This window comes from Pseudomonas sp. ZS1P83 (assembly GCF_054897825.1).
Genome location: NZ_CM142706.1, coordinates 4,764,754 through 4,790,758, shown reverse-complemented (window position 1 = coordinate 4,790,758; position 26,005 = coordinate 4,764,754). Strand labels below are relative to the sequence as shown.

The following is a 26,005-nucleotide window of genomic DNA, read 5'->3' as shown; positions in this document are numbered from 1 at the left end:
GAAGGCGTAGGCACATTCAACATATGAGTCGCCTGATGCACCGCATTCGCGAGCAGGCTCGCTCCCACAGGGTCTGTATTCGCAATTCTATCGACCGAGGTATACCTCGATCACGCGCTCGTTATCCTGCACCTGTTCCAGCGACCCTTCGGCCAGCACGCTGCCCTGGTGCAACACGGTGACGTGGTCAGCGATGGAGCCGACGAAGCCCATGTCGTGTTCCACCACCATCAGCGAATGCTTGCCCGCCAGGCTCTTGAACAGTTCGGCGGTGAACTCGGTTTCGGCGTCGGTCATGCCCGCCACCGGCTCGTCGAGCAGCAACAGTTGTGGGTCTTGCATCAGCAACATGCCGATTTCCAGAAACTGCTTTTGACCGTGGGACAACAAGCCCGCCGGGCGATTGACCGAGCTGGTCAGGCGAATGGTGTCCAACACCTCGCTGATGCGATCTTTCTGTTCGCTGCTCAGGCGAGCCCGCAGGCTGGCCCACACCGATTTGTCGGTTTTTTGCGCCAGCTCCAGGTTTTCAAAAACGCTCAAGGCTTCAAACACCGTCGGCTTCTGGAACTTGCGACCGATGCCGGCCTGGGCGATTTGCACTTCGCTCATCTGCGTCAGGTCGAGGGTTTCGCCGAACCAGGCTTTGCCGTGACTGGGGCGGGTCTTGCCGGTAATCACGTCCATCAGCGTGGTCTTGCCCGCGCCGTTGGGGCCGATGATGCAGCGCAGTTCGCCGACGCCGATGTACAGGTTCAGATCGTTCAGCGCCTTGAAACCATCGAAGCTGACGCTGATGTCTTCCAGGGTCAGGATCGTGCCGTGGCGAGTGTCCAGGCCGGGGCCGACACGCTGGCCGAGGCCGATGGCGTCGCGGCTGCTGCCCTGATCCCTGTTCGGTTCCAGGGGCGGAAAAAAGGCCGGTTCGAGCATGAATTCAGCCGTTGCAGTCACTCTCATTGCTCACCCCTTTTTTTCAGCAAACCGATCACGCCTTTGGGCAGGTACAAGGTCACGACGATGAACAGCGCGCCGAGGAAGAACAGCCAGTATTCCGGGAAGGCCACGGTGAACCAGCTCTTCATTCCATTGACCACACCGGCGCCGAGCAGCGGACCGATCAGCGTGCCGCGACCACCCAGCGCCACCCAAACCGCGGCTTCAATGGAATTGGTCGGCGACATCTCACTGGGGTTGATGATCCCGACTTGCGGCACGTACAGCGCGCCGGCCAGGCCGCAGAGCACTGCGCTCAGCACCCAGACAAACAGCTTGAAACCACGCGGATCGTAGCCGCAGAACATCAAGCGGTTTTCCGCATCCCGCAGCGCGGTCAGCACCCGGCCGAACTTGCTTTGCGCCAGGCGCCAACCGATGAACAGGCTCGCCACCAGCAACACCACGGTGGCGAAAAACAGCACCGCGCGGGTGCCCGGTTCGGTGATGCCAAACCCGAGAATGGTGCGGAAGTTGGTGAAGCCGTTGTTGCCGCCAAACCCGGTTTCGTTGCGGAAGAACAGCAGCATCCCGGCGAAGGTCAGGGCCTGGGTCATGATCGAGAAATACACGCCCTTGATCCGCGAGCGGAAGGCGAAGAAGCCAAACACCAGCGCCAGCAACCCCGGCGCCAATACCACCAGACACATCGACCAGAGGAAGCTGCTGGTGCCGGTCCAGTACCACGGCAATTCAGTCCACGACAGGAAGGTCATGAACGCGGGCAAGCCATCGCCCGAGGCCTGGCGCATCAGGTACATGCCCATCGCATAGCCGCCGAGGGCGAAGAACAAACCGTGACCAAGGGACAGCAGACCGGCGTAACCCCAGACCAGATCGAGGGCCAGCGCGACAATCGCGTAGCAAAGAATCTTGCCCACCAGCGTCAGCGTGTAAGCCGAGACGTGAAACGCGCTGTCCGGCGACAACAACGACAGCAGCGGCAACGCCAGCAACAGACCGAGGATTACCGCGCCGACGGCGATCGTTACCTTGGGGCCGGCTTTTTGCGTGGCCGTGAGCATCAGAGGCTGGTTCATCAGTCGATCACCCGTCCTTTCAGTGCGAAGAGGCCTTGCGGACGTTTCTGAATGAACAGAATGATCAGCGCGAGGATCAGGATCTTGCCGAGCACGGCACCGATCTGCGGTTCGAGAATTTTGTTGGCGATGCCCAGGCCGAACGCAGCCAGCACGCTACCGGCCAACTGACCGACACCGCCGAGCACCACCACCAGGAACGAATCGATGATGTAGCTCTGTCCAAGGTCCGGGCCGACGTTGCCGATCTGACTGAGGGCTACGCCACCGAGCCCGGCAATGCCCGAGCCGAGGCCGAAAGCGAGCATGTCCACGCGACCGGTAGGTACGCCGCAGCAGGCGGCCATGTTGCGGTTTTGGGTAACGGCGCGAACGTTCAAACCGAGGCGAGTCTTGTTCAGCAGCAACCAGGTCAGCGCCACCACAAACAGCGCGAACGCGATGATCACGATGCGGTTGTACGGCAGCACCAAGTTGGGCAGTACCTGAATCCCGCCCGACAGCCAGGCCGGGTTGGCCACTTCGACGTTCTGCGCGCCGAACATCAATCGGACCAGCTGAATCAGCATGAGGCTGATGCCCCACGTGGCGAGCAGGGTTTCCAGCGGACGGCCGTAGAGGTGGCGAATCACCGTGCGTTCCAGCGCCATGCCGATAGCGGCGGTCACGAAAAACGCCACCGGCAAGGCGATCAGCGGGTAGTACTCGATGGCTTGCGGGGCGAAGCGTTGGAACATCAGCTGCACCACGTACGTTGAGTACGCGCCGAGCATCAACATTTCGCCGTGAGCCATGTTGATGACGCCGAGCAGACCGAAGGTGATCGCCAGACCGAGTGCGGCCAGCAGCAGGATCGACCCCAGGGACATGCCGCTGAAGGCCTGACCGAGGATCTCGCCAATCAGCAGTTTGCGTTTGACTTGAGCGAGGCTGGTTTCGGCAGCGGTACGCACATTAGTGTCGGTTTCGACACCGGGTTGCAGCAGGGTTTCGAGGCGAGTGCGAGCCAGTGGATCACCGGTTTCACCGAGCAGACGGACAGCGGCAAGGCGCACGGCCGGGTTGGTGTCCACCAGTTGCAGATTGGCCAGCGCCAGGCTCAAAGCCGCGTGGACACTTTGGTCTTTTTCGCCAGCCAGTTGCTGGTCGAGGAATGCAAGCTGCGCAGGTTTAGCGCTTTTCTGCAATTGCTGCGCCGCGGCCAGACGGAGGTTGGCGTCGGGGGCGAGCAATTGGTGGCTGGCCAGCGCGGTGTCGATCAGACCGCGCAGGCGATTATTCAGGCGCAGGGTTTTCGGTTGGCCTTCGATGGTCAGCGCGCCTTGTTGCAGGGCATTGATCAGTTCGATACGAGCCGGATCGGGCTGTGCCGCCCAGGTTTCCAGAAGCTTGGCTTGCTGCACGGGATTGGCCGCGACGAAGTCTTCGGCGTCGCCGGCGTGAGTGGCCATCGGCAGTAGCAGCGCGAGGGCGAGGATGACGCGGTAAATGGCAGTGAGCATGTCATTGGCCTTACGTATTGATCGTTCCCACGCTCCGCGTGGGAATGCCGCCACGGACGCTCCGCGTCCGCTTTGGAAGTGAAGCAGAGCGTCACGGGATGCATTCCCACGCAGAGCGTGGGAACGATCAGGCTGGGCGGGGTGAATCAGTTGCTCTTCACCGCATAATCCGGCTTCTTGTCGTTACCCGAGATAAACGGGCTCCAAGGCTCTGCACGGATCGGCCCTTCGGTCTGCCACACCACGTTGAACTGACCGTCCGCCTGAATCTCGCCGATCATCACCGGTTTGTGCAGGTGGTGGTTGGTCTTGTCCATGGTCAGGGTGTAACCGGACGGTGCGGCAAAGGTCTGGCCGGCGAGGGCCTCGCGGACTTTGTCGACGTCGGTGGACTTGGCTTTCTCAGCCGCTTGCGCCCACATGTGGATGCCCACGTAGGTGGCTTCCATCGGGTCGTTGGTCACCGCTTTGTCGGCGCCCGGCAGGTTGTGTTTCTTGGCGTAGGCTTTCCAGTCAGCCACGAACTTCTTGTTCGCCGGATTCTCGACCGACTCAAAGTAGTTCCACGCCGCGAGGTTGCCCACCAACGGTTTGGTGTCGATGCCGCGCAGTTCTTCTTCACCGACCGAGAACGCCACGACTGGAACGTCGGTGGCTTTCAGGCCCTGGTTGGCCAGTTCTTTATAGAACGGCACGTTGGAGTCGCCGTTGACGGTGGAGATGACCGCAGTCTTGCCACCCGCCGAGAATTTTTTGATGTTGGCCACGATGGTTTGATAGTCGCTGTGGCCGAACGGGGTGTAGACCTCTTCGATGTCTTTGTCCGCCACCCCTTTGGCGTGCAGGAACGAACGCAGGATCTTGTTGGTGGTGCGCGGGTAGACGTAGTCGGTGCCCAACAGGAAATAGCGCTTGGCGCTGCCGCCTTCTTCGCTCATCAGGTATTCCACCGCCGGAATCGCCTGCTGGTTCGGCGCGGCGCCGGTGTAGAACACGTTCGGCGACATCTCTTCGCCTTCGTATTGCACCGGGTAGAACAGCAGGCCGTTGAGTTCCTCGAACACCGGCAATACCGACTTGCGCGACACCGACGTCCAGCACCCGAACACCACCGCAACCTTGTCCTGGGTCAGCAACTGACGACCCTTTTCGGCGAACAGCGGCCAGTTCGACGCAGGGTCCACGACCACGGGTTCGAGCAGCTTGCCGTTCACGCCACCCTTGGCGTTGATCTCGTCGATAGTCATCAATGCCATGTCTTTGAGCGACGTTTCGGAGATCGCCATGGTGCCGGACAACGAATGCAGAATACCGACCTTGATGGTCTCGGCGGCCTGGACAGTCCAGGTCATGCCCATCGCGGCAATGCTTGCCGATAGTGTGAAAGCCTTGATCAAGCTGCGACGCTTCATTGTGCGATCTCCATGAACTTATGAATTTTCTGGGTGGCAGATGCGGACTACTGAAGGGTCTTTAGCAAGGGCTGTGCCTGGTCGGCAAAAGGCAGGGAAATGTCGCATTAGAGCAGTTGCGCGGTTTGGACGGCGCACCATGAAGGATCGCGCCTGGCGCGTTGGTGCGAAGAGGTGCGCTAGATTGGTGCCTTGAAATTTTGAGGTCACCAAAAGATCGCAGCCTGCGGCAGCTCCTACCGGGAATGCATTCCAAATGTAGGAGCTGCCGCAGGCTGCGATCTTTTGATCTTGTTTACGATGACGATGAAGCCGATTCAGTTTGCCGGTTGAGGCGCGAAAACAGCACCCGGTCGAGCAGCCAGACCACCACCAGCGAAGCGCCTACCAACGGAAACGCCACTGCCAGTGCGAACATGATGACCATCGCGGTTTTCCATTTCGGCAGGTCGTGGCGCAGCGGTGGAACGCCGAACTTGCCCTGTGGACGGCGCTTCCACCAGATCACCACACCGCTGAGGGCGCTGAGCAGAATCATCAGGCAGATCAGCAGGATGATGATCTGATTGAGCGGGCCGAACATTTTGCCTTCGTGCAGCATCACGCCGATTTCCGTCGCGCGGGCGACGGCGCCGTATTGTGCGTAGCGCACGTCGGCGAGGACGTCGCCGGTGTACTGATCGACATGCAAGGTGGCGTCGTTGCGCGGGTCGTCGGCGAACACCGCGATGGTGAACACACCGGTGGCGGTCGTCGGCAAGGTGATGCTGTAACCCGGTTCGACCTTGCGTTGCACAGCGATGTTCTGCACGTCCTGCAAGCTGATGGTCGGTGCAGCGGGGCCGGTTTGCGCGCCGCCGTGGGCCATGTGTTCGGCGTGGTCGCCGGACATCGGCATTGGCGTGTTTTCCATCGCCCACGGCACGGTCTGGCGGGTGGCGGTGTTGAGACTGCGGGCCTCGACATCGGACTTGGGCACGTCATCCCACATTGCTGCCGGAAAGGCATTCCAGACTTCGGCGTATTGCTTGCCCCAGAACCCGGTCCAGGTCATGCCGCTGAGCAGCATCACCAACAGCAACGACGCGCCCCAGAAACCGGTTACCGCGTGCAAGTCACGCCAGAGCACTCGACCGCGACTGCTCAACCGTGGCCACAAAACGCCGGCCGCCTGGCCACGCGGCCACCACAGAAAGACACCGGAGACCACCAGCACCACGCCCCAACCGGCGGCCAATTCGATCAGTCGATCACCGACGGTGCCGATCATCAACTCGCCGTGAATCGCTCGCGCAACCGCTTGCAGATTCTTCTTCGCGTCTTGCTCGCCGAGGATGTCGCCCTGGTAGGGATCGACGAACACGTTCAGCTCATTGCCGGCATTGAGCACGACGAATTGCGCGCTGCGGTCAGCGTTGACCGGCGGCAGGTACTGCTTGATCTGACCCTGTGGATACGCCGCTTTTACCCGCTTGAGCAGGTCGTCGGCCGGGACGCTGTGATGCCCGGCCGGGACGTTCAGCAGGCTGCCGTACATCAACGGGTCGAGTTGCGGTTTGAACAGGTAAATGATGCCGGTCAGGGCCAGCATTACCATGAAAGGCGCGACGAACAGACCGGCATAAAAATGCCAGCGCCAGGCCAGGTTGTAGAAATTCACTGTGGGCTGTTTCATCGGTTGTGCTCCGCTTGGCTTGGTTCTTTTGTTGTTGTCCGGTGACTGCTGCGCAGTCATTCGCGAGCAGGCTCGCTCCCACAGGTATTGCGCTGCCCTTGTGGGAGCGAGCTTGCTCGCGATGCTTTTTAAAAACTCATGTCCACTTTGGTCCAGAGCGTGCGCCCCGGTTCTTTAATGGCTTGCGGGTCATTGGCCGGGTAGCCGAAACCGGCGTTGCCGGCCAGGTTCAAATGCTCGGCATACGCCTTGCCGAACAGGTTGTCGACGCCGGTGCTGACCTTCCAGTTTTTGTTAATTCGGTAGGCGCCATTGAGCGAGAACACGCCAAAGCCCGAGGTCTCGTCGAAGTCCTTGCCGACGACGTTGCCCTTGTTCTGGTCGATGCGGTTTTGCGCCGCAACCACCCGCCACAAGGCACCGGCGCTCCAGTTGTCTTCGCTGTAGGTCAGGCCAAAACGTGCGTCCAGCGGCGGCATTTGCGGCAGTGCGTTGCCGTCGCTGCTGTTCTTGCCCCAGGCGTAGGCCAGGGTCGCGTCGGCTTTCCAGTTGTCGGTCAGCTTGTAGGCCGCACCCAATTCGCCGCCCATGATTCGTGCGTCGATGTTTTGTGCTTGCGAGGTCATGCCCATCCTTGCTGGCGTGTAGTTGAACAGGATGTAGTCGCGCACCTGCCCGACGTATCCCGAGGCCCAGGCTTCCAGGTCTTCGGTCTTGTATTGCAGGCCGAAGTCGAGCTGGGTGGTTTTCTCAGGCTTGATCGAATCGAAGGCATTCACCGATCCGGCGGGCCCCGATTTGGGCGAAAACAGCTCCCAGTAATCCGGGAAACGCTGGGTGTGACCGAGGCCGGCATACAGCGTGGTCGGGCTGTCCTCCAGATCATGCTCGTAACGGACGAAGCCGCTTGGCAGGGTGTCGGCGCGGGTATCGTCGGCGGTCGGGTTGGCGCGAGTCATCATCCCCGAGCCAGTGGTCTGCCGATAATCCTTGGCTGAGGCGCGGTCCAGGCGTGCACCGGTAATCAACCGATCACGGTCGGCGGCGTACCAGGTCAATTCGCTGAACACGCCGTAGTTGTGGAAGTCGGCATCCTTGTTGCGCGGCAGATCCTTGTAGACGTCGATGCCCATGGCGCTGCGTTGGCGATGTTCGTTGGTTTGCGCATCGATGCCGCTGATCAACTGCACATCGGCCCAGCGCCAGGTGGCTTTGATCCGTGCGCCGAGGGTTCGACGGTCGACGTTGGAAGCCATGGGGCCGGCCATCATCCCGGTGCCGGACGGCCTGCGCAGGGTGTAGTTGTCCATTACGTGGTCGGCGTAGTTGTAGTAAATCTGCGCTTCGACCTTATCCAGCACGTCGCCGATGTTCGACTTCTCGAAACGCAAGCCGAGGCTTTCGCGCTTGAACTGCGAGCCGTCCATGCCGCGCCCGGCGTAACGGGCTTCGCCATCGCCCTTGCCGGCGGTCAGTTCCAGCAGAGTGTCAGCGTCCGGCGTCCAGCCAACCGCGACATCGCCGTTCCATTTGTCATAGCGCGACGGTACGGAGTCGTAGTTACCGTCCTTGTAGTCGTCGGAATGCGCGGTGTTGCCGATCACTCGCACGTAACCCAGTGACCCGCCGGCAGCGGCGTCCACCACTTTGTCGAAACGCCCGTTGGAACCGGCCAGCACGCTGGCGTTCACCCGGGTGCCGAGTTCGCCGAAGCTTTCCCGCTCACGGTCGAAGAGGATGGTCCCGGCTGACGCACCCGGTCCCCAGAGCACGGTTTGCGGGCCTTTGATCACGGTCAGTTTGTCGTAGGTTTCCGGCGAGATGTACGAGGTGGGAGCGTCCATTCGGCCGGGGCAGGCGCCAAGCAACTGGCCGCCGTTGGTGAGGATGTTCAGCCGCGATCCGAACATACCGCGCAGCACCGGGTCGCCGTTGGTGCCGCCATTGCGCACCAGGGCGAAGCCGGGGATGGATTTCAGGTAGTCGCCACCGTCGCTGGCCGGCACCGGTTGGCGCGGGTCCTTGGGGTTGGTGACGATGGTCAGCGGCGAACTCGGCGCGATGGCGGTGATCACCGTTGGGCTCAGTTCTTCACTGTGACCGACGTGTTCATCGGCCAGCACCGTCGGTGTCAGCAGTGCTGCGCAAAGGAAGGCGGTAGCGTGCCTGAAACGAATACTGGATTCGTTCGGGGCAAAAGAAGCTTGGGCAGGGCTCAAGCGTGTGTCAGCAGAAAACCTGGACATGACAATTTCCATCGAACAGTCGTAAACGACACGGCCGACAGCCTGGGGCTGTCTTCTAAACCGTGTGAGAGCGGATGTGGGTGTTTACGCGTCGATGGGTGGGGCGCGAGTGCGGGCGCCGGGGAAGAAGGTTTGTCGGGCGTGGCCCAGTCGGGGGGACGGGGTGGTGAAAGTGGTGGCTTTTGGCGTGTCGTATGCGATGAAGGACTGGCCACCGGTCAGCGCCGGGCAATTGAACAGCAGGCTGCAATAGCCGCATTTTTCCCAGAGCGCGTGGTGCGAGGCTTTGGGCGGACAGTGCTCGGCGGCGGGTTGTGCGCCGTGGCCGGCGTGCTCCATCGCCGACATGTCCATGCTCATGTCCATCGACATGCTCATCGACATCGACGAGGCGCGTTGATCCATCGGCATCGACTGAGAAATCAGCGGGCCGATAAAGATCATCAACATGGCGAACAGGCTGATCCAGCTGCCGCGGGTCAGGCTCAATGGCTGACGGCGGTGTGCGGATGACCTGGCGCTAAGCGGGCGCATGGGCGTTTTTGCTCAGTCGATTACTGGGCGTGGGCGTGCATCTGCATGTCTTCCGGCGGCTTCCTTTGCACAGCAACTTCGATCGTCACGTCACCGGATTTTTCGAAATGCATCGTCAGCGGGAAACGCTTGCCGTCGCTCAGCAGGCTGCGATCTTTCAGCTCCAGCAGCATCACGTGGTAGGCCATAGGCGCAAAAGTGACGTTGCCACCGGCAGGGATTTCGACGCTCAGCACCTGTTGCATTTTCATCAGGTCGTTTTGCATGACGTGCTCATGCAGTTGAGCAATGCCTGCAATCGGCGAGTCGACGCTGAGCAGGCGGTCAGAGGTTTTGCCTGTGTTCTGAATGACAAAATAGGCCGCTACGGTTGGCGCGTTGGGCGGCAACTCTTGTGACCACGGGTGAGCGATTTCCAGCTCCCCGACCTTGTACTCGTGGGCATTGGCAAAGCAGGCAGGCAACAGCAACGCGGCCAGAACGATGAGTTTGTTCAACATGGCAGTTCTCCAGAACGATTCAAAACGCAGGTCAATTGCGAGAAGGAATCACACCAGAGGGGAAGCACGGGGATTGAGACTTGGCCATTGCTGGCGCGGTGTCGGTGTATCAAGAGAGGCGTGAGGCAGGCTTCGATTGGCATCGAAATGCGCGAAATATAGCTGCGGCATATGCCCGGGCAACGCCACCAACGGCGCGGAACCTGAACAGCACCCGCAATGCTGCATGTTGGAATGATCGTCGTTCTGCGGGGCTTTCTGCTCGATATCGCCCAGGGAGATTGCCACCATCTTCGTGCCGCTGGACGAACAGAAACTGCCCCACAATAACTGTTCGGCGGGTGATTTCGCCGTCTGCGCCATCGCTCCGGACATCGGCATGGCGAGCATGTTGAACAGCACTGCGAAGCAGGCGATCCAGGCAAATGCGAGCCGTTGTCGGGACATGGGACAAAATCCGGTTGGGTGGGCGATCAGGCGTGGCCATTTAGCCTGATCGGGGCCGATAAGTAAAAAAGCGGCGTGCGGTGTGGTGTCGCAGCGCCTTGTGCAACAGGGCGATAAGACTGTGTGCTAGCTCCGTCTCGCCTTCATGGAAGAGTGTAGTGACTTCGATTCGGAATGCCTGAGCAAATTGTGGGTCACTTTGGATCCGTGCGCGGAGGATGTGTTTGACGTCTCTGAAAGCCAAACGAATGAAATCTCCATCTCCCGAATCTTCCTCTTCACTGGCCTTGAGGTAGTTCCACATATCGGCAGGTGTGCAGAGAAACTCCGCAATATCGAAACGAGAGAATTTTTCAGTCATTCGGTGCTCCGAGCGCTGCATTCGTGGGACTCGGAAATATAGGGGCGGTGTTATGACCGGACTAGTCAGCCGTTTTGGATGATGTTGTGGGTGAGGTCCGATAGATACGTAGGGCGTTGCTCTTTTTTTGTAGCAGCTGCCGAAGGCTGCGTTCGGCTCGGGCCGCGTTCGGACGAAGCGGTCGTAAATCAAACGCCTCGGTCTTTCAGGTTAATCGTGGATACAGGATTTACGACTGCTGCGCAGCCGGACGCAGGCTTCGCCAGCTGTTACAGGTTATGTGGTGGATTCTGTTGTTAGGGCGGCCAACACGTCTGTCACCGACCCAAACTCCCGATCAACCCCCGGCAACACCGGCCGCTGCAAAACAATCACCGGCACCCCACGTTCCCGTGCCACTTCCAATTTCGGCTCGGTCGCGGTGCTACCGCTGTTCTTGCTGATCAGTACATCAATCTGCCGACGTTCAAACAGCGCTCGCTCATCCTCAATCACAAACGGCCCACGCGCGCCGATGACTTCGCAACGCTCATTGCCCGGGTAAACGTCCAGTGCACGCAAGGTCCAGAATTGCTCTGGCGGGATTTCACGCAAGTGCTGCAACGGTTCGCGGCCGAGGGTGAACAGCGGTCGGCGAAAGGGTTTCAGTGCTTCGATCAGTTCGGCCCAATCGCTGACATCCCGCCAGTCATCGCCGGCCTGTGGCTGCCAGGCAGGACGCCGTAACGCCCAGCACGTAATGCCGCTCAATTGCGCGGCGGTGGCGGCGTTCTGGCTGATGTGTGCGGCGTAGGGGTGGGTTGCGTCCAGCAGCAGGTCGATCCCTTCATCGCGGATGAACTGCGCCAGACCTTGGGCACCGCCGTAGCCGCCAACGCGAACCTGACAGGTCAAATCCGTCGGTACGCGACCGACACCGGCCAGGCTATAAATGTGTTCCGGCCCCAGGGTACGAGCGATGGCCAAGGCTTCTGTCACGCCGCCAAGCAGCAATATGCGCTTCATTGAAAAGCTCCCGCATGGCCGACAATCCCGCCTTGGCGATCGATGGCAAACACTTCGACCTGAACTTGCGCCGGCACCACGCTGCGAGCAAAGTCCAGGGCGTGCTGACACACCGCATCGCCCAGGGCGATACCCGCAGCGCTGGCCATCGCCAACGCTTGCTGGCTGGTGTTGGCCTCGCGAATCCCTGATTGCAACGCTTCATCCGCCCCGACCGCCGCCGCCCACTCGGCCAGTTGCGGCAGGTCGATGCTCGAATGCCGACTGTGCAAATCCATGTGCCCGGCCGCCAGTTTGCTGATCTTGCCGAAGCCGCCGCACAGGCTGAGTTTATCCACCGGTACTTTGCGCAGATGTTTGAGCACGGCGCCGACGAAGTCGCCCATTTCAATCAGGGCGATTTCCGGCAAGTCGTAGACCCGGCGCATGGTGTCTTCGCTGGCATTGCCGGTGCACGCGGCGATGTGCAGGTAACCGTTGGTTTTGGCGACGTCGATGCCTTGGTGGATCGAGGCGATATAGGCCGCGCAGGAAAACGGCCGGACGATGCCGCTGGTGCCGAGGATCGACAGCCCGCCAAGAATTCCCAGTCGCGGGTTCATGGTTTTCAGCGCCAGGGCTTCGCCGTCCTCGACGTTGACGGTAACCTCAAAGCCACCGCTGTAGCCGAGTTCTTCCGCGAGCAGGGTCAAGTGATCGGTGATCATCTTGCGTGGTACCGGGTTGATCGCGGGCTCGCCGACACCCAGCACCAGCCCCGGTCGGGTCACCGTGCCGACGCCGTGACCGGCATTGAAGCGAATACCCGGTCGGGCATTCAGGTGCACGTGGGAGTAGAGCAGGGCACCGTGAGTCACGTCCGGGTCGTCGCCCGCGTCCTTGATCGTTCCGGCTTCGGCACCGTCGTCCTTCAATCGACAGAATTCCAGGCGCATTTGCACCCGTTTGCCTTTGGGCAGAATGATCTCGACGGCGTCCGCTTCCACGCCACTGAGCAACAGACGAGCCGCCGCAAGGCTGGTGGCGGTGGCGCAGCTGCCGGTGGTCAGGCCACTGCGTAGCGGTGCGGGTTGTTCGGCGGTTTCGTCACGCATCTAAAGGCTTCGTCACTTCCAGCAAGGTAATCGGCAACGCCTGGCGCCACGTATCAAAGTCCCCCAACGGTTGCGCCTGAGCGATATGAATGCGCGTCAGCTCGCCGCCGTGCTGCTCACGCCAGGCCATCAAGGTCATTTCACTTTGCAACGTGACGGCGTTGGCGATCAGTCGGCCGCCGGGTTTTAGTTCGGCCCAGCACGTGTCGAGCACGCCCTCGCGGGTGACGCCGCCACCGATGAAAATCGCGTCTGGACGCTCGAGCCCAGCCAAGGCCTGCGGCGCACTGCCGCGAATCAATTGCAGGCCGGGGACGCCGAGGGCATCGCGGTTGTGTTCGATCAACAACTGCCGCCCTTCATCGGCTTCGATGGCCAGCGCCCGGCAATTTGGATGGGCGCGCATCCATTCAATGCCGATCGAGCCGCTGCCGGCGCCGACGTCCCACAGCACTTCGCCGGGGATGGGGGCGAGACGCGCGAGCGTGATGGCGCGCACGTCGCGTTTGGTCAGCTGGCCGTCGTGCTTGAAGGCTGAGTCCGGCAGACCGGCCAGTCGGGAGAGGCGCTGCGTGTTGGGTTCAGCGATGCACTCGATGGCGATCAGGTTCAGGTCGGCGATCAGAGGATCGCTCCAGTCAGTGGCGACACCCTCGATGCGTCGTTCGGCTGCACCGCCCAGATGTTCGAGCACAGTAAGTCGACTCGCCCCGAAACCGCGTTCACGCAGCAGCGTCGCGATAGCGGCCGGGCTCTTGCCGTCGTTGCTCAACACCAGCAGGCGAACTCCGCTGAACAACTGCGCATTGAGGGCGGCGATGGGCCGCGCAACCACCGAAAGCGTGACCACATCCTGCAATGCCCAGCCCATTCGCGCCGCCGCCAGAGAACAAGAGGAGGGCGCCGGCAGTACCTGCATTTCATCGCCGGATACCTGCCGGGCGAGACTGGCGCCCACACCAAAGAACATCGGATCGCCGCTGGCCAGCACGCAGACCGGTTCGCCGCGCAGCGCCAATACCGGTTCAAGGGAGAAAGGGCTGGGCCACAACTGCCGCTCGCCACGGATGCACGCCGGCAGCAAATCCAGTTGCCGCTGACCGCCAATGATCCGCGAAGCGCGCAGCAGAGCGTGCCGGGCGGTTTTGCCCAGGCCCTTGAAGCCGTCTTCACCAATTCCCACTACTGTCAGCCAGGGAGACATCTGCAGTCCTCAAAAAAAGTCCTCAAACGGACTGTTCCGACGGGCAGGCTTTTCATGCCGTCGAACAAAGCAGGCATAATACCGCGCCTTCACCCGCGAAGTGCCTTTCCCACACTGCCGGTCGCCCCCTTGAACAAACGCCCGATGTCTACTGCCTTTCGCCCCTCGGCCTGTCCGGGGTTGCTGCGTATCGTCCAGGCGCTGGACGGCGGTATCTGCCGGATCAAGTTAAATGGCGGTTCGATCAGTGCGGTTCAGGCCGAGGCGGTGGCCCATGCAGCTGAACGCTTTGCCGGCGGCGTGATCGAGGCGACCAACCGCGCCAACCTGCAAATTCGCGGGATTGGCAGTGAACAGGGTGCTTTGATCGATGGCCTGATGGCTGCCGGGTTGGGCCCAAGCACCGCCGCTGGCGACGATGTGCGCAATCTGATGCTCAGCCCGAGTGCGGGAATTGATCCGCAGATGCTGTTCGACACGCGTCCGCTGGCTGAACAGATCCTCGTTACGCTGCAAAGCCATGAACGCTTCCACGACCTCAGCGCCAAGTTCGCCGTGCAACTCGATGGTGGCGAAGGTTTGGCGATGCTCGAACATCCTCATGATGTGTGGCTGTGCGCCACTGAACGCGAGGGCGAGCTGGTTTTTGCATTCGGTCTGGCGGGGTGTCCCGTGGACTCGCCTGTGGGTGCGGTGTCACTGGAGCAGGGCCACGCGCTGGTGGTCGCGGTGCTTGAGTTGTTTCTTGAGCTGGCGCGTCCCGACCAGACGCGCATGCGGCATTTGTTCGCTGATTCCTCGCTCGACGGGTTTCTCGCTCGTCTGTCCGAACGTGTGCCGTTGATGCCCATCAAGGGTTGGCAGCGCAAAGTATGTCCGAGTGTCTTGCACATCGGTGCTCATCCACAGCGTGAGGCCGAGCATGTGTATATCGGCGCGGTGCCGCCGCTGGGTCGCCTCAATCCCGCGATGCTCAGAGGCGTCGCACACCTGGCACGTGACCAGGGTGACGGCAGCCTGCGTTTCACACCCTGGCAAAACCTGTTGTTACCCGGTGTTCATGTCGACGATGCTCGCGAAGTTATCCACAGTCTTGAACAGCTCGGCCTGCGTTGCTCGGCCGACGATGCCTTGGCGCACCTGATCGCCTGCACCGGCTCGACGGGTTGCGGCAAAGGCCTGGCCGACACCAAGGGCGATGCCCGACAACTGGCGGCGCTGCTGCAACGTCACGGACAGACACTGAACGTGCACCTGTCCGGCTGCCAGCGTTCCTGCGCCGCCGCGCACAGTGCTCCGGTCACTTTGCTGGCGGTTTCTCCCGGTCACTACGACCTCTATTTTCGCGACGCCGCGCAGCCAGGTTTCGGCGCGCTGCATGCACGCAACCTTACTATTGAAGCGGTCGCAGCCTTGCTCGACGCCCGCTCACGGAGCCCCCTTGATGCTTGATTACATCCGCGACGGTCAAGAGATCTATCGCAACTCCTTCGCGATCATTCGTGCCGAGGCCAACCTCGACCGTATTCCGGCCGACCTGGAAAAACTCGCGGTCCGTGTGATCCATGCTTGCGGCATGGTCGACGCCATCGACGGGCTGCAATTTTCCGAAGGTGCGGGCAAGGCCGGGCGTGATGCGCTGGCCGCCGGCGCACCGATTCTGTGCGACGCGCGGATGGTCAGCGAAGGTGTGACCCGTGCGCGTTTGCCAGCCAACAACCCAGTGATTTGCACCCTGCGCGATGAAAGCGTTCCTGACCTGGCTCGTGAGTTGGGCAACACCCGTTCCGCTGCTGCGCTGGAGCTATGGCGCCCGTACCTGGAAGGCAGCGTGGTGGTGATCGGCAACGCGCCGACCGCACTGTTTTATCTGTTGGAAATGCTCGACGCCGGCGCACCGAAACCGGCGCTGATTCTCGGCTTCCCGGTGGGCTTCGTCGGCGCCGCTGAATCTAAGGCAATGCTCGCGGCGGACAGTCGCGGCGTGCCTTTCGTCATCATGCAAGGCCGGCTGGGCGGCAGCGCCATGGCCGCCGCTGCCGTCAATGCCCTCGCTACGGAGATCGAATGATGCAGCAACCTGGACGTTTGATCGGCCTTGGCGTCGGCCCCGGTGATCCGGAACTGATTACCGTCAAAGCCCTGCGCCTGCTGCGCGAATCGCCGGTGGTAGCGTACTTCGTCGCCAAGGGCAAAAAAGGCAACGCCTTCGGCATCATCGAGGCGCATTTGCAGGATGCGCAAACGCTGCTGCCGCTGGTGTATCCGGTGACCACCGAGGCGTTGCCGGCGCCACTGTCGTATGAACAAGTGATCAGCGATTTCTACGATGCGGCCGGCGAACAACTGGCCGCGCACCTGGACGCTGGCCGTGACGTGGCGGTGATCTGCGAAGGCGATCCGTTCTTCTACGGCTCCTACATGTACCTGCACGATCGTCTGTCTGAGCGCTATGAAGCCGAAGTCGTGCCGGGTGTCTGCTCGATGCTCGGCGGTGCTTCGGTGCTGGGCGCGCCGCTGGTGTATCGCAATCAGAGTTTGTCGGTCCTGTCGGGTGTATTGCCCGCCGACGATCTCAAGCGTCGTCTGGCCGATGCCGATGCCGCCGTGATCATGAAACTGGGGCGCAACTTTCCCAAGGTCCGTCAGGTGCTCGAAGAACTCGGGCTGGCGGAGCGTGCGCTGTACGTTGAACGCGCGACCATGGCCAACCAGAAAATTGTCCCGCTGGAGCAGGTCGAGCCGATGTCCTCGCCCTATTTCTCGCTGATCATTGTGCCCGGCGAAAGGTGGCAAGGCTGATGTCCCGTCCAGTTCCGGCGATTGTCATTCTGGGCAATGGCAGCCTCGCGACCGCGCGCAAGATTGCGCAGCTTTACCCCGGCGCGCTGATCCATGGGTTGGCCGAACGGGTCGAAGGCGCGGACCGTGTTTATCACGAGTTCGGCGCGACCCTGCGTGAGCTTTATCAACAGGACACGCCGATTATCGCGCTGTGCGCGGCCGGGATCGTGATCCGTACCCTGGCGCCGTTACTGCTGGAAAAAGGCGCCGAGCCGCCAGTGCTGGCCGTGGCTGAGGACGGCAGCGCGGTGGTGCCGCTGCTCGGTGGCTTAGGCGGGGTGAACGTCATGGCGCGAGAGATTGCTGCCGGTCTTGAGGTAGCCGCCGCGATCACCACCAGCGGCGAATTGCGTTTCGGCACCTGCCTGCTCAATCCGCCCAGCGGTTACGCGCTGGGCGATCTGGAGTCGGGCAAGCGTTTCGTTTCCGATCTGCTCGCCGGACACAGCGTGCGCATCGAAGGCGCCGCGCCGTGGTTGGATCAGGCGCAGTTGCCGGAAGATCCGCAGGCGCAGCGCTCGATCCATGTCGGCAGCGACGCGCGCGAGGCGAGCACCCATGAGTTGCTGATCTACCCGCGTAGCGTGGCGTTGGTGGTGAGTGCCGAAGTGGCGGATCTGCCGAGCACCGTTCGTGCGGCATTACGGCAGGCGAATGTCGCACTGCCAGCGTTGGCCTGTCTGGTGGCGGCTGACACTGAGATGGCCTCTGCGAGCTTGCATGAAGCGGCCATTGAACTCGGCGTGCCGTTGCGTTTTGTCGCGGCGGCGAGTGATATCGGTGACTTGGCGCGCTGCGCATTGCCGCATGCCGCGATCATCGCAACGGCCCACAACATTGCCATCGCCGTGACCGAACGCCCCTTGGACGTATCGCAAATTGGCCGTCCGCGCGGACGTCTGGCGGTGATCGGCCTCGGACCGGGCGCTGCCGAACTGATGGTGCCAGCGGTGAAAGCCGAACTGGCACGGGCCACCGACGTGCTCGGCTACGAAACCTACGTGCGCATGGCCGGCCCGTTCCGCGAAGATCAAGTGCTGCATTGCACCGACAACCGCGAAGAAATGCAGCGCGCCCGTCACGCCTTCGAACTGGCGGCGCAGGGCCGTTCGGTGATCGTGGTCTCGTCCGGCGACCCGGGCGTATTCGCGATGGCGGCGGCGGTGCTCGAAGCGTTGCACGAGTCCAGCGAGCCGGCCTGGCACAACGTCGATCTGGAAATCCTGCCGGGCGTATCCGCCTCGCTCGCCACCGCCGCCCAGGCCGGTGCGCCGCTGGGCCACGATTTCTGCGTGATGTCGCTGTCGGACAACCTCAAACCCTGGTCGATCATCGAGAAGCGCCTGGATCTGGCCGCCGAAGCCGACCTGGCGCTGGCCTTCTACAACCCGATTTCCCGCTCGCGACCGTGGCAACTGGGCCGTGCTCTGGAGATCGTCGCACAGCACCGAACGCCTGAAACTCCAGTGGTTCTGGGACGTGACATCGGTCGGCCGGGCCAGACGCTGCGGGTCACCACACTCGGGGCGCTCACACCGGAACAGGTGGACATGCGCACCATGGTGCTGATCGGCTCTTCCACCACCTGCGTGTTCCCTCGCGCCGAGGGTGGAAGCTGGGTGTACACCCCGCGCTGGTATGGCGTTAAACCCGCCTCCTGAAATCGAGCGGCCCTTTTAGGGCCGCCGCACTGGATCGTTTTCCGTCGATTCTTGAATCTCTCTGATTCACCCGTTTGGCAGCAGTTTCCTACTGTTGTTGTGGGTTTGTTCTTTCCGTAAGTTTCAATTCTTATAATTGGACATACAAAGGCATGCGCTGTAATGCGCGAAACATAAAGCGCTCGCACCCTGATGCCGTTGGGTTAAGTCTTGTTTATGGGGTTGTAGTGTAATGGGTTGATATAGGTGTCTCCCGGGTTCTGACATTAATTGAATTCCTTGCGAGTTGATGGGTTGTGCAAGTTGACGTTATTTTTTGAATAACAAGTTTGCTCAATGAAAAGGATATTCAATTGAAAAGTGCACAGGCAGGGGGGCTGGTCGGTCAGGATTTTTCTAAATCTGTTGATAGAACCAAGTTAGAGTTCGTCCTAACGCGCCAGTTAAATGCGGAATATCAAGGCAAGGCGCTGCGTTACTACGAAGGTGCTGTCACGGCATCCAGTCTGTCCGAACAGCTGACGGCGGTCAGTTTGCTCAAGGAAGTTATCGAAACAATTCCACCGAATGCCTCGAAGGTCCAATTGCAACAACTTCGAGCAACTCTGGCGGATTACCATACTCGCTTGACCACCACCGTGGAGTTGTTGAGTACTGCCAAAGCCGTACCCAAAAAACTGCACTTTGTCTGGGTGGGAGGAGGTATAGGTGCAATCCAGGGTGATTACATCAATGTCTGGAAGCAGATGGCGGGACCTGATGGGTACAGCCTTAATCTCTGGTACGACAGTGACGCGCTGCTGGCCCATGAAACCAATCGAGTCATCGTCGAATCGGCCAAGGCCCTCGGGGCCATGTCTGTCCCTGAAGGCAAGGCAAATACCCCCGCTGCGCTGGCTGATCGTTATATCGAACGGGCGCGCGTACTGCGTCAGCAGATGTTCGAACATATCCAACAGGTCACTGGCGCGGGAGGAAGTGCCGACCAGGCGCGAATCGATCTTTTGGTGAGCGCCTATGGCCAGGATGAAGAGGTGCTCAAGGCACTCAAGTCACGCAATGTGCAGTCCCTGGAAGCTGTAGAGCGCCACGGAATTTTGCTTCGCGACATCCGCACGCGGTTATCCGATCAACCGTTGTTCGATATTTATGAGCGCGAAATCTCCTTTCGCGCCAATTTGGCAGCGGCATCGGATATCACGCGTTTGCAGGTTGTGAATCTCGAAAGCGGTACCTACCTTGATGCGGATCTGCTGCCGTCCTTGCATAAAAAAATCGGTGGCGTGGATCTCACCGGTTTCGATGCCGAGGAGCGCATCGGCGTTATGCAGGTCTTGCTTGATCATAATCCGCACATCCTTCCGAACCGCGGCTCGCCCTATGCAGATCTACGTCACCAGATACCTGAGCAGCACAGAGGGGTGCTAGTAGACTTCGCTAAAAACGTATCTTCAGTGCGAGATGTTTTTGCACCGTTCGGTGACGTCATGGTCTCTGAAGGTGGGCTGCGTGTTGGTAACAAAAACAGTCCTGATCTGGCGGCAAATTCAATCGTCCCCTTCAACGGTCTTTCCAATGCAATGTTGAGCGGCCACGCAGGCTCTGCAGCGATTGCCGGGGTCATGGAAAAGATCCGCAAGAACTACGCGTTCAGAGACCGTGTGCTGGAGCAAGCACAGACAGCTTACCTATCGCTTCAGGATCACCAGGCATTTACCGATCTGATTATTGGTGAGTGGGAGAAGCAGCACGGTCCGATATCAGGCTGGGAGGGAGAGCTGCATACACTCAACAGCTTTTTACGAGCGGTCGCTGGCTACGATGCCGATGGCATCAAGTTCGGCGCCCAGTCGGCCATTGCCATGAGCGGGCCAAGTGCGGTGTCGAGCGGATTGAGTGATTTCGTCATTGACCATGGCGTTGCGGGTGCGCGCCAACTAGTCAGTGACAAGGTCAATCTGTTTGACGGTTTTAACCTGGCAACCGAAGAGGAAACCCACCACAGCTGGAAAGACAATGCCAAGACGGAACCCGCATGGTTCGAACTTGAAATAAAAAGGATCAAGGAAGGCGCCTACCATCCACATTTCAAGGGCAATGTGAATGAGTTGCTTAAAGGTCAAACCCTTACTCTCGAAAAAGGCTGGCCCGTCATAGAAGGCCGGCCGGTGTTGATGACGGCTGTACTGCAACAGTTGATGGATGAACTGGGCGAGCCGTTGATCCAGGCGATGCGAAACAAGATTAGCGGCGAGATGGTGCTCAACAAACCGTTGAGCCTCAGCTTCGACCAGCGCCAGCAGATCCTCGCCCAACCCGTCAGCGAACTCCCGCCGTCCCTCGGTGCAGAGCAAGCCGCAAACCTCAACGAGTTGTTCGCCCGTCTCGAACACGGTTCGCTTCCTATCGAACAATTGAGCCCGCTGCAGCGCGTTGTGCTGGGTGGTCTGTTCGGCGCCCGAAGCCTCGATGCCACGGGTTTTGCCAACGCTTGGCAAGACGCACTCAGGCTGGCCCGGGAAACTGCCGATGGCGGTGTGTTTGCCCGTTACGCGATGATCGAAAAAACCCTGCACCAACACAAGGCTGCGGCATTCGAAGCAGGCCTTGCGCAGGGTGGCGTCCCCGGCCTGCAAACGGCGCGGGAGCTGAAGGTGCTCGCGTTGATCGAACCCCTGAGCTTGAACCAGTGGGGGCGGCGTGTCGCGCAAGTCAACGGCACCGCGCAACGGGAATATCACACACACATTCTCAAGCGAGCTGCGCAGGTTCGTGGACAGTTTCTCCAGGCCGGCGCCATCTCTGCGCGGCAGTTACCTCAGGATTTGCTGGCGCGCACACTGGGCGACCCGAGCCGCCGGTGCTACCCACTGGTGTTGCTCATGGCTGTGGCGCTGAGCGGGGGCGCGAGCGCCGAGCGAACGCTGGTCGGCCGGGTGGCCAGTGCCAGTCTGATGCCGGATGACGCCGATTCCCGGGTGTTGATGCAGGCTCTGGATGAGTTGCCCGGAGTTGCCATGACCGACGCCGGAACGCCGCTGGGAACCAACAGCCTGGAAAAGATCCTGCAGACGCTGGAAGCAAAAACCACCACGAGCGTGCTGCTGCTCGATACCGGCAATCATGCGCTGCTCCTGGCGAAAGTCGTCGTCGGCGACAGCAGTACCTATCGTTTCTTTGATCCCAATTTCGCCGTATATGGGTTTGACCAGGTGCAGTCGCTGAAGGAGGGCATTCAGCGCTACCTGAGTCATGGCAACGCCGAGTTGGCCAGGTTGTACGGCCTGTCTGCCACCCCGTCATTCAACGTCATCGAACTGAACCCTGCGGCCATTGCCGACAGGATTCTGCCATCAAAAGTGCAAGTAGGCAGCTTGCTGAATGACGGACCGGTTGCGTCCGGTCACACCGCCACAGCATGGGAACGACAGGCTGTTCAGCGCACGCGCTCGTTGTCGGAAAACGCCCGGATGGGTGCCAGCCTGGCGCAATTGGACGGACGTTACTGGGCACGTGAATTCGACGAGGCGAGCAGCCGTTTGCGCAGCGAACATGAACTGGGGCGTGAATTTTTGCCATTGCTGGAGACGGTTCAGGGCAGTCCGGAGGCAGGTTATACGCTGACGTTGGCAAATGCCCGCAATCCACACGAAACCATCAACGTCACGACAGCCGACTCGAGGTTTATCAAAGTCAAAAAACACATTCAACGTCTGGTGAAGACACTGGCAGGCAACAACACCGGCCCGGTGGAAGCCGATGGTGGCAGCCGCTTGAGTTTTGCCTTCGCCATCCAGACCTTGATCACCGAAATGCGCAACCGTGAGTATCAGGCCGGGGAAGGGCAAATACCGGCATTGTCCGTCGCCCTCCAGGTTCAGGTGTATGTGAGTTATGCCCAGCTGGGCTATGGCGTGGTGAGCGATTCAGTGCAGATAATCAGCCTTGTTCGTCAGGTCGCGGCCAGTGAGCAGGCCCTGGCGATACGCCAGTCGTCTCTGTCAGGGCGACTGTTGGGTCGTGCGTCCACGGGGGCAGGAATCGGATTTTCCGTGGTCAACATTGGCTTCGACCTCTATGGCCTGGCGGTGGCGAACAACCAGGAGCAACGTTCGCGGCTGGCCACGCAATTGGTGTTCGATGTGGCGGCGCTGGGGCTGGATGTCGTTGCACTGGCCGTGGGCGGAACCGTCGGCGCGGCAGCGGCCATCCTGTCGGTGCCTTTGCTGGGCGTGGGCATCGGTGTGACGGCCATCGCCAGTAACCTGGGGCAGATCAGCGACAAGGCCAAGGCCGTGGGCGAGCATTTACGCAAGATCCAGGATGCTTACGGGGTCGCCGCTTACACGCGCAAGGACGGAGTGTTGCGCTTCGAACCGGAGGCGGTCATCACTCATCTGGACATGCCGAAAAAACGCATCGGGTTCGACAGCCAGAAATTTTACCCAATGGTACGCGGAGGTCTGGAACTGCCGCAGCCCGACACGAATCCCAGGCAGTTGCACCGGGCCATCGACATCCGCCAAGCGTTGGAGCTGCCAGATTTCGTCGTGCTGGATCCCGGGGTTCCACCGATCCGGACAGTGGTATTGCCGTGTACGCCGATTTGTTACTACGGTTATGAGTACCAACTGGGGTCGGCAGGGTTCGTTTATGTACCAAAGGAAGGCGAGTCCGACGTCGAGGCGTCAGCCCCTTTTCCTGTCACCTGGTACCCAAGCCTGCGCAATAGCACGGTGAGCAAACTGGAATACGACGAGGAGGGCGAGCGCCGTTTTTACTTCTTTGCCAATACCCCGATCCCGCACATCCTCTATAAGCTCAACCCGGTCTACAAACCGACGAAGATTGTCGTGACGCTGGACACCCATGTCCGGCAATTGCTGGTGCCCGAGTTGCCGAGGGAATGGAAAAAATGCATTTCCTACGTAATCAGCGCTCACTCTGGCCTCTATCAGCTCTGCCTGACTCCCGGGATCGTGGCGGTTGCCTTGAGGAACAGCACTTTCGGCGAGTCGGTCAGCTGGATGATTCGTGCACCCTGGGTCAGTGAGGAACAGGTGACGTTGGAGCATTCTGTCCTGACCGTCGACGGCATCGGGATCGAGGGTTTCGCGGGCTCCGAAGTTTTCCTCGAACTTGCGCACGGGGAGCTATTGCGGCTCGATCAAGACCTTAAACACTGGGTGTTGGTGTCCGTCACACTGGACACCGGAACGAGCGCTCGGAGCACTGATAAAGATGCAAGGGACGTTGTGACGAATGAGGCTGCACTGACGGCGACCCTGGCCCGGATTCGCGCGCGGGCGCACGAGAAGCGGCTGGCCTCTGCGTATATGCCGTTGCACAACTACGAAATCCCGTTCAACGACCGCTCCACACCGGTGTACACCACCGGATACTACGATGTGGCGCAGGATCGGGTGCTCTACGCACGCAATCTTCCGGCTGCCGTCAACGACGGGATCCTTCTGGGTGGCGCCAGTGGTCAACACGCCTGGTTCTATCATCCTGACCATCCGACTCTCTGGCGTGTCGATGCGACCACCGGAACGGTCAACCATCGCTATCGCCTGATGAACCCGCCAAGCGGTTCGACAATCATCGGTTGCGAGCAGACCGCTGACGGGAAACTGCGCGTGGTGCAGAAAATGAAGAGGAGACGTATCTACGACCATACGTTGGAGTACCTGATCTGCGATCAGTCCCTGACGTTTGTTGGTATCAACAGTTGGGGAACGTTCCGTCACGACCACTTTTTTGGCACCGACGCGCAGGACTGGAGGGATCCGATCGACGCCTTCGGTCAGCCTCATTCCTTTGCGGATGAGACAACCGGTATGGCTGCATCGGTTGCCAACTGGACATCCGCTCCATTCATTTGCGGGCGTATGTATCTGTGGGAGGAGTTTCAGTATTCGGTCTGGATTCGTCTGCATGACAACCAGTATTTTCGCGATGGAATAGGACTCACTCAGAGAATCATGCTGATGTGGGATCAAGCCGATAATGGCGCCATGCTTTTCTACGACAAAGAACGCAACGTTCTCTCCCGAGGGTTCAGGGATCCGGACGAGCCTTCTACTTTCCGTGACGAAATTATCGAGAGCGATGTTGTAGAGGTCTCATCCACTGCCGGCCGCTACATCGCCACCAAGGCCGATGGCCGGATGTTCGAGATCGAGATGGACGGCGCACTGAAGTTTGTCGGCGTCGGCCGGAGCTGGCTCGAGCAGCGTCCAGACTGGCTCGCGGCGTTACCTGAGCGGGTGAAAGAACATTCGGACGGGCCGATTCCGATCATTGGCTTGGGCAACGGTTCCGACAGCGCCTTCCTCGCGGCGTGGTGCATCGGCGGGCACCTTTTGCTGGCGGATATAGGTCATGGCAAAGAGCTGGCGTTGCTCGGACTGACTCCCGACAGGCAAGCGGCCTGGCTGCTCGATGTTGCACCAGGGCAGATCTATCGCCAGAGGCTGATCCGGTTCGAAGCCGTTCGGCCGGCCTTTGCCAATGGCGCCCGCGTGCTGCATCCCGAACACTTGCCAGTCGCGCAAAAAGTCTGGTCAGGCTGGTCGTTTGCCGAGGTGCTGACCGACGGGCAAGGGCTACAGGGGCGAACCCGTGAAGGCGTGAATCTGGAGTTACTGGACAACCGGCCTGCACGGATCGTGAGCGTGGAAAATCAATGGTCTTACGTTCGCGGCGAGACGACAGATCAGTTGCAGGCGCGTTTGAAAGCACTGGTGTCGAGTAATGCCCATGCCTCGGTTCTGCAAGTCGAAAGTTCTCTGAATCGCTACAAGTACTTTGTACCCGAGCTCAACCGTGTGTTCGATGTCTCCGGGCGAGCCGATGGACAGTGGGCGGTGTTCCTTGGAACCCGAAACGAATCGGTGCCGATGCTGTTCGACCCGGTGGACGGATTGATTTTCGACCGCGGTACGACAAATGGCATCTGGTTGGCGGGCAGTCATGCCAGCAGGGAGGGCGAGGTACTGGTGCTTGAGACGACCGCTGAGGTCACTGACCTGCTGCCCCTTATTCCGGATGGCGTCGACAAATTGATTCTGGCCTTCGGTTCGCAGGTGCAGACCTATTGCGTGTCCGAGCAGACCTGGCAGCGGCTGGACTGCATTGTCATCGATAACCGGCCTCATCAGGAGGATCAACCGGCGACCGTGTGTACGCTGGCCTTGGACATGGCCGACAACCAGCGTTTGTTGCTTTGTGTGGCTGAGGGGCATCTGGTGGTTACCGATCCGGACAACGCTCATAGCCTGATAGTGCGTGATGCGGATCCGCAGGATGGAGAATCAAGGATGCCATTGGAGGTCAGCATCAAGCTCCAGGGGCATGACCACAGGTTTGGCCTTGAACGATTGCTGGAGATGTTGAAGGACGCCCAGGGCGATGCGGGGTATGTCGTGTTGGGCGAAATGATCAAGAAAGCCGCAACCCCTCAATAGCCGGCACTTTCGGAC

18 protein-coding genes are annotated in these 26,005 nt (G+C 60.3%); 5 read left to right on the top strand and 13 right to left on the bottom strand.

What is annotated here, in order from left to right; genetic code table 11:
• Positions 1-87: 87 nt before the first annotated feature.
• The 13 genes from urtD to cbiE all read right to left on the bottom strand — a co-directional run bounded on the left by urtD (position 88) and on the right by cbiE (position 14,016).
• On the bottom strand, positions 88-960 hold the full coding sequence (gene urtD, locus ACYZT0_RS22595) for an urea ABC transporter ATP-binding protein UrtD (protein WP_462043069.1): 873 nt from the start codon (positions 958-960) through the stop codon (positions 88-90).
• Positions 957-2,036, bottom strand: a complete 1,080-nt coding sequence (urtC, locus tag ACYZT0_RS22590; protein WP_462043068.1) for an urea ABC transporter permease subunit UrtC — start codon at positions 2,034-2,036, stop codon at positions 957-959. Before urtC ends, urtD begins: the two co-directional genes overlap by 4 nt.
• Positions 2,036-3,538: an urea ABC transporter permease subunit UrtB gene (urtB, locus tag ACYZT0_RS22585; protein ID WP_462043067.1), complete on the bottom strand. Its 1,503-nt coding sequence runs from the start codon at positions 3,536-3,538 to the stop codon at positions 2,036-2,038. Before urtB ends, urtC begins: the two co-directional genes overlap by 1 nt.
• Before the next feature lie 146 nt (positions 3,539-3,684).
• Entirely contained in the window at positions 3,685-4,950 is a 1,266-nt protein-coding gene (urtA, locus tag ACYZT0_RS22580; RefSeq protein WP_462043066.1) for an urea ABC transporter substrate-binding protein, read from the bottom strand.
• A gap of 295 nt (positions 4,951-5,245) precedes the next feature.
• Positions 5,246-6,625 (bottom strand): PepSY-associated TM helix domain-containing protein, encoded by a 1,380-nt coding sequence (locus ACYZT0_RS22575; RefSeq protein ID WP_462043065.1) that lies wholly within the window; start codon positions 6,623-6,625, stop codon positions 5,246-5,248.
• 128 nt (positions 6,626-6,753) lie between these two features.
• Positions 6,754-8,871: a TonB-dependent copper receptor gene (locus tag ACYZT0_RS22570; protein WP_462043064.1), complete on the bottom strand. Its 2,118-nt coding sequence runs from the start codon at positions 8,869-8,871 to the stop codon at positions 6,754-6,756.
• A gap of 84 nt (positions 8,872-8,955) precedes the next feature.
• Positions 8,956-9,405, bottom strand: coding sequence for a DUF2946 domain-containing protein (locus tag ACYZT0_RS22565; protein WP_462043063.1), 450 nt, complete (start codon positions 9,403-9,405; stop codon positions 8,956-8,958).
• A gap of 20 nt (positions 9,406-9,425) precedes the next feature.
• Complete coding sequence (locus ACYZT0_RS22560) at positions 9,426-9,905, bottom strand: copper chaperone PCu(A)C (protein WP_462043062.1); 480 nt, start codon at positions 9,903-9,905, stop codon at positions 9,426-9,428.
• 48 nt (positions 9,906-9,953) lie between these two features.
• Positions 9,954-10,352 carry a DUF2946 domain-containing protein gene (locus tag ACYZT0_RS22555; RefSeq protein WP_462043061.1) on the bottom strand — a complete coding sequence of 133 codons (399 nt, stop codon included), beginning with the start codon at positions 10,350-10,352 and terminating at the stop codon, positions 9,954-9,956.
• Between the two features lie 40 nt (positions 10,353-10,392).
• Complete coding sequence (locus ACYZT0_RS22550; protein WP_462043060.1) at positions 10,393-10,713, bottom strand: hypothetical protein; 321 nt, start codon at positions 10,711-10,713, stop codon at positions 10,393-10,395.
• A gap of 276 nt (positions 10,714-10,989) precedes the next feature.
• The gene (locus ACYZT0_RS22545; protein ID WP_462043059.1) at positions 10,990-11,718 is read right to left on the bottom strand and encodes a cobalt-precorrin-6A reductase; all 729 of its coding nucleotides are present in this window, start codon (positions 11,716-11,718) and stop codon (positions 10,990-10,992) included.
• Positions 11,715-12,812, bottom strand: coding sequence for a cobalt-precorrin-5B (C(1))-methyltransferase (locus tag ACYZT0_RS22540; protein ID WP_462043058.1), 1,098 nt, complete (start codon positions 12,810-12,812; stop codon positions 11,715-11,717). Before ACYZT0_RS22540 ends, ACYZT0_RS22545 begins: the two co-directional genes overlap by 4 nt.
• Complete coding sequence (cbiE, locus tag ACYZT0_RS22535) at positions 12,805-14,016, bottom strand: precorrin-6y C5,15-methyltransferase (decarboxylating) subunit CbiE (RefSeq protein WP_462043057.1); 1,212 nt, start codon at positions 14,014-14,016, stop codon at positions 12,805-12,807. The genes ACYZT0_RS22540 and cbiE overlap by 8 nt, the downstream gene beginning before the upstream one ends.
• A gap of 144 nt (positions 14,017-14,160) precedes the next feature.
• Here cbiE and cobG point away from each other — a divergent pair, with 144 nt between their 5' ends.
• From cobG to ACYZT0_RS22510, 5 genes are all read left to right on the top strand, one after another.
• Complete coding sequence (cobG, locus tag ACYZT0_RS22530; RefSeq protein ID WP_462043056.1) at positions 14,161-15,468, top strand: precorrin-3B synthase; 1,308 nt, start codon at positions 14,161-14,163, stop codon at positions 15,466-15,468.
• Positions 15,461-16,087 (top strand): precorrin-8X methylmutase, encoded by a 627-nt coding sequence (locus ACYZT0_RS22525; RefSeq protein WP_462043055.1) that lies wholly within the window; start codon positions 15,461-15,463, stop codon positions 16,085-16,087. Before cobG ends, ACYZT0_RS22525 begins: the two co-directional genes overlap by 8 nt.
• A complete protein-coding gene (locus ACYZT0_RS22520) occupies positions 16,087-16,818 on the top strand; it encodes a precorrin-2 C(20)-methyltransferase (protein ID WP_462046623.1) in 732 nt (243 codons plus the stop codon). The genes ACYZT0_RS22525 and ACYZT0_RS22520 overlap by 1 nt, the downstream gene beginning before the upstream one ends.
• Positions 16,818-18,521, top strand: a complete 1,704-nt coding sequence (gene cobJ, locus ACYZT0_RS22515; RefSeq protein WP_462043054.1) for a precorrin-3B C(17)-methyltransferase — start codon at positions 16,818-16,820, stop codon at positions 18,519-18,521. Before ACYZT0_RS22520 ends, cobJ begins: the two co-directional genes overlap by 1 nt.
• Positions 18,522-18,874: 353 nt before the next feature.
• Complete coding sequence (locus ACYZT0_RS22510; RefSeq protein ID WP_462043053.1) at positions 18,875-25,990, top strand: TcdA/TcdB pore-forming domain-containing protein; 7,116 nt, start codon at positions 18,875-18,877, stop codon at positions 25,988-25,990.
• The last annotated feature ends 15 nt before the right edge of the window (positions 25,991-26,005 follow it).

Bases quoted from the DNA above. Each gene is read 5' to 3' on its own strand.
- cobG (WP_462043056.1), top strand. From the start codon at position 14,161: ATGTCTACTGCCTTTCGCCCCTCGGCCTGTCCGGGGTTGCTGCGTATC.
- urtB (WP_462043067.1), bottom strand. From the start codon at position 3,538: ATGCTCACTGCCATTTACCGCGTCATCCTCGCCCTCGCGCTGCTACTG.
- ACYZT0_RS22520 (WP_462046623.1), top strand. From the start codon at position 16,087: ATGCAGCAACCTGGACGTTTGATCGGCCTTGGCGTCGGCCCCGGTGAT.
- ACYZT0_RS22570 (WP_462043064.1), bottom strand. From the start codon at position 8,871: ATGTCCAGGTTTTCTGCTGACACACGCTTGAGCCCTGCCCAAGCTTCT.
- ACYZT0_RS22555 (WP_462043061.1), bottom strand. From the start codon at position 10,352: ATGTCCCGACAACGGCTCGCATTTGCCTGGATCGCCTGCTTCGCAGTG.
- urtD (WP_462043069.1), bottom strand. From the start codon at position 960: ATGAGAGTGACTGCAACGGCTGAATTCATGCTCGAACCGGCCTTTTTT.
- ACYZT0_RS22550 (WP_462043060.1), bottom strand. From the start codon at position 10,713: ATGACTGAAAAATTCTCTCGTTTCGATATTGCGGAGTTTCTCTGCACA.
- ACYZT0_RS22545 (WP_462043059.1), bottom strand. From the start codon at position 11,718: ATGAAGCGCATATTGCTGCTTGGCGGCGTGACAGAAGCCTTGGCCATC.
- urtA (WP_462043066.1), bottom strand. From the start codon at position 4,950: ATGAAGCGTCGCAGCTTGATCAAGGCTTTCACACTATCGGCAAGCATT.
- ACYZT0_RS22540 (WP_462043058.1), bottom strand. From the start codon at position 12,812: ATGCGTGACGAAACCGCCGAACAACCCGCACCGCTACGCAGTGGCCTG.
- ACYZT0_RS22565 (WP_462043063.1), bottom strand. From the start codon at position 9,405: ATGCGCCCGCTTAGCGCCAGGTCATCCGCACACCGCCGTCAGCCATTG.
- cbiE (WP_462043057.1), bottom strand. From the start codon at position 14,016: ATGTCTCCCTGGCTGACAGTAGTGGGAATTGGTGAAGACGGCTTCAAG.
- ACYZT0_RS22560 (WP_462043062.1), bottom strand. From the start codon at position 9,905: ATGTTGAACAAACTCATCGTTCTGGCCGCGTTGCTGTTGCCTGCCTGC.
- urtC (WP_462043068.1), bottom strand. From the start codon at position 2,036: ATGAACCAGCCTCTGATGCTCACGGCCACGCAAAAAGCCGGCCCCAAG.
- cobJ (WP_462043054.1), top strand. From the start codon at position 16,818: ATGTCCCGTCCAGTTCCGGCGATTGTCATTCTGGGCAATGGCAGCCTC.
- ACYZT0_RS22575 (WP_462043065.1), bottom strand. From the start codon at position 6,625: ATGAAACAGCCCACAGTGAATTTCTACAACCTGGCCTGGCGCTGGCAT.
- ACYZT0_RS22525 (WP_462043055.1), top strand. From the start codon at position 15,461: ATGCTTGATTACATCCGCGACGGTCAAGAGATCTATCGCAACTCCTTC.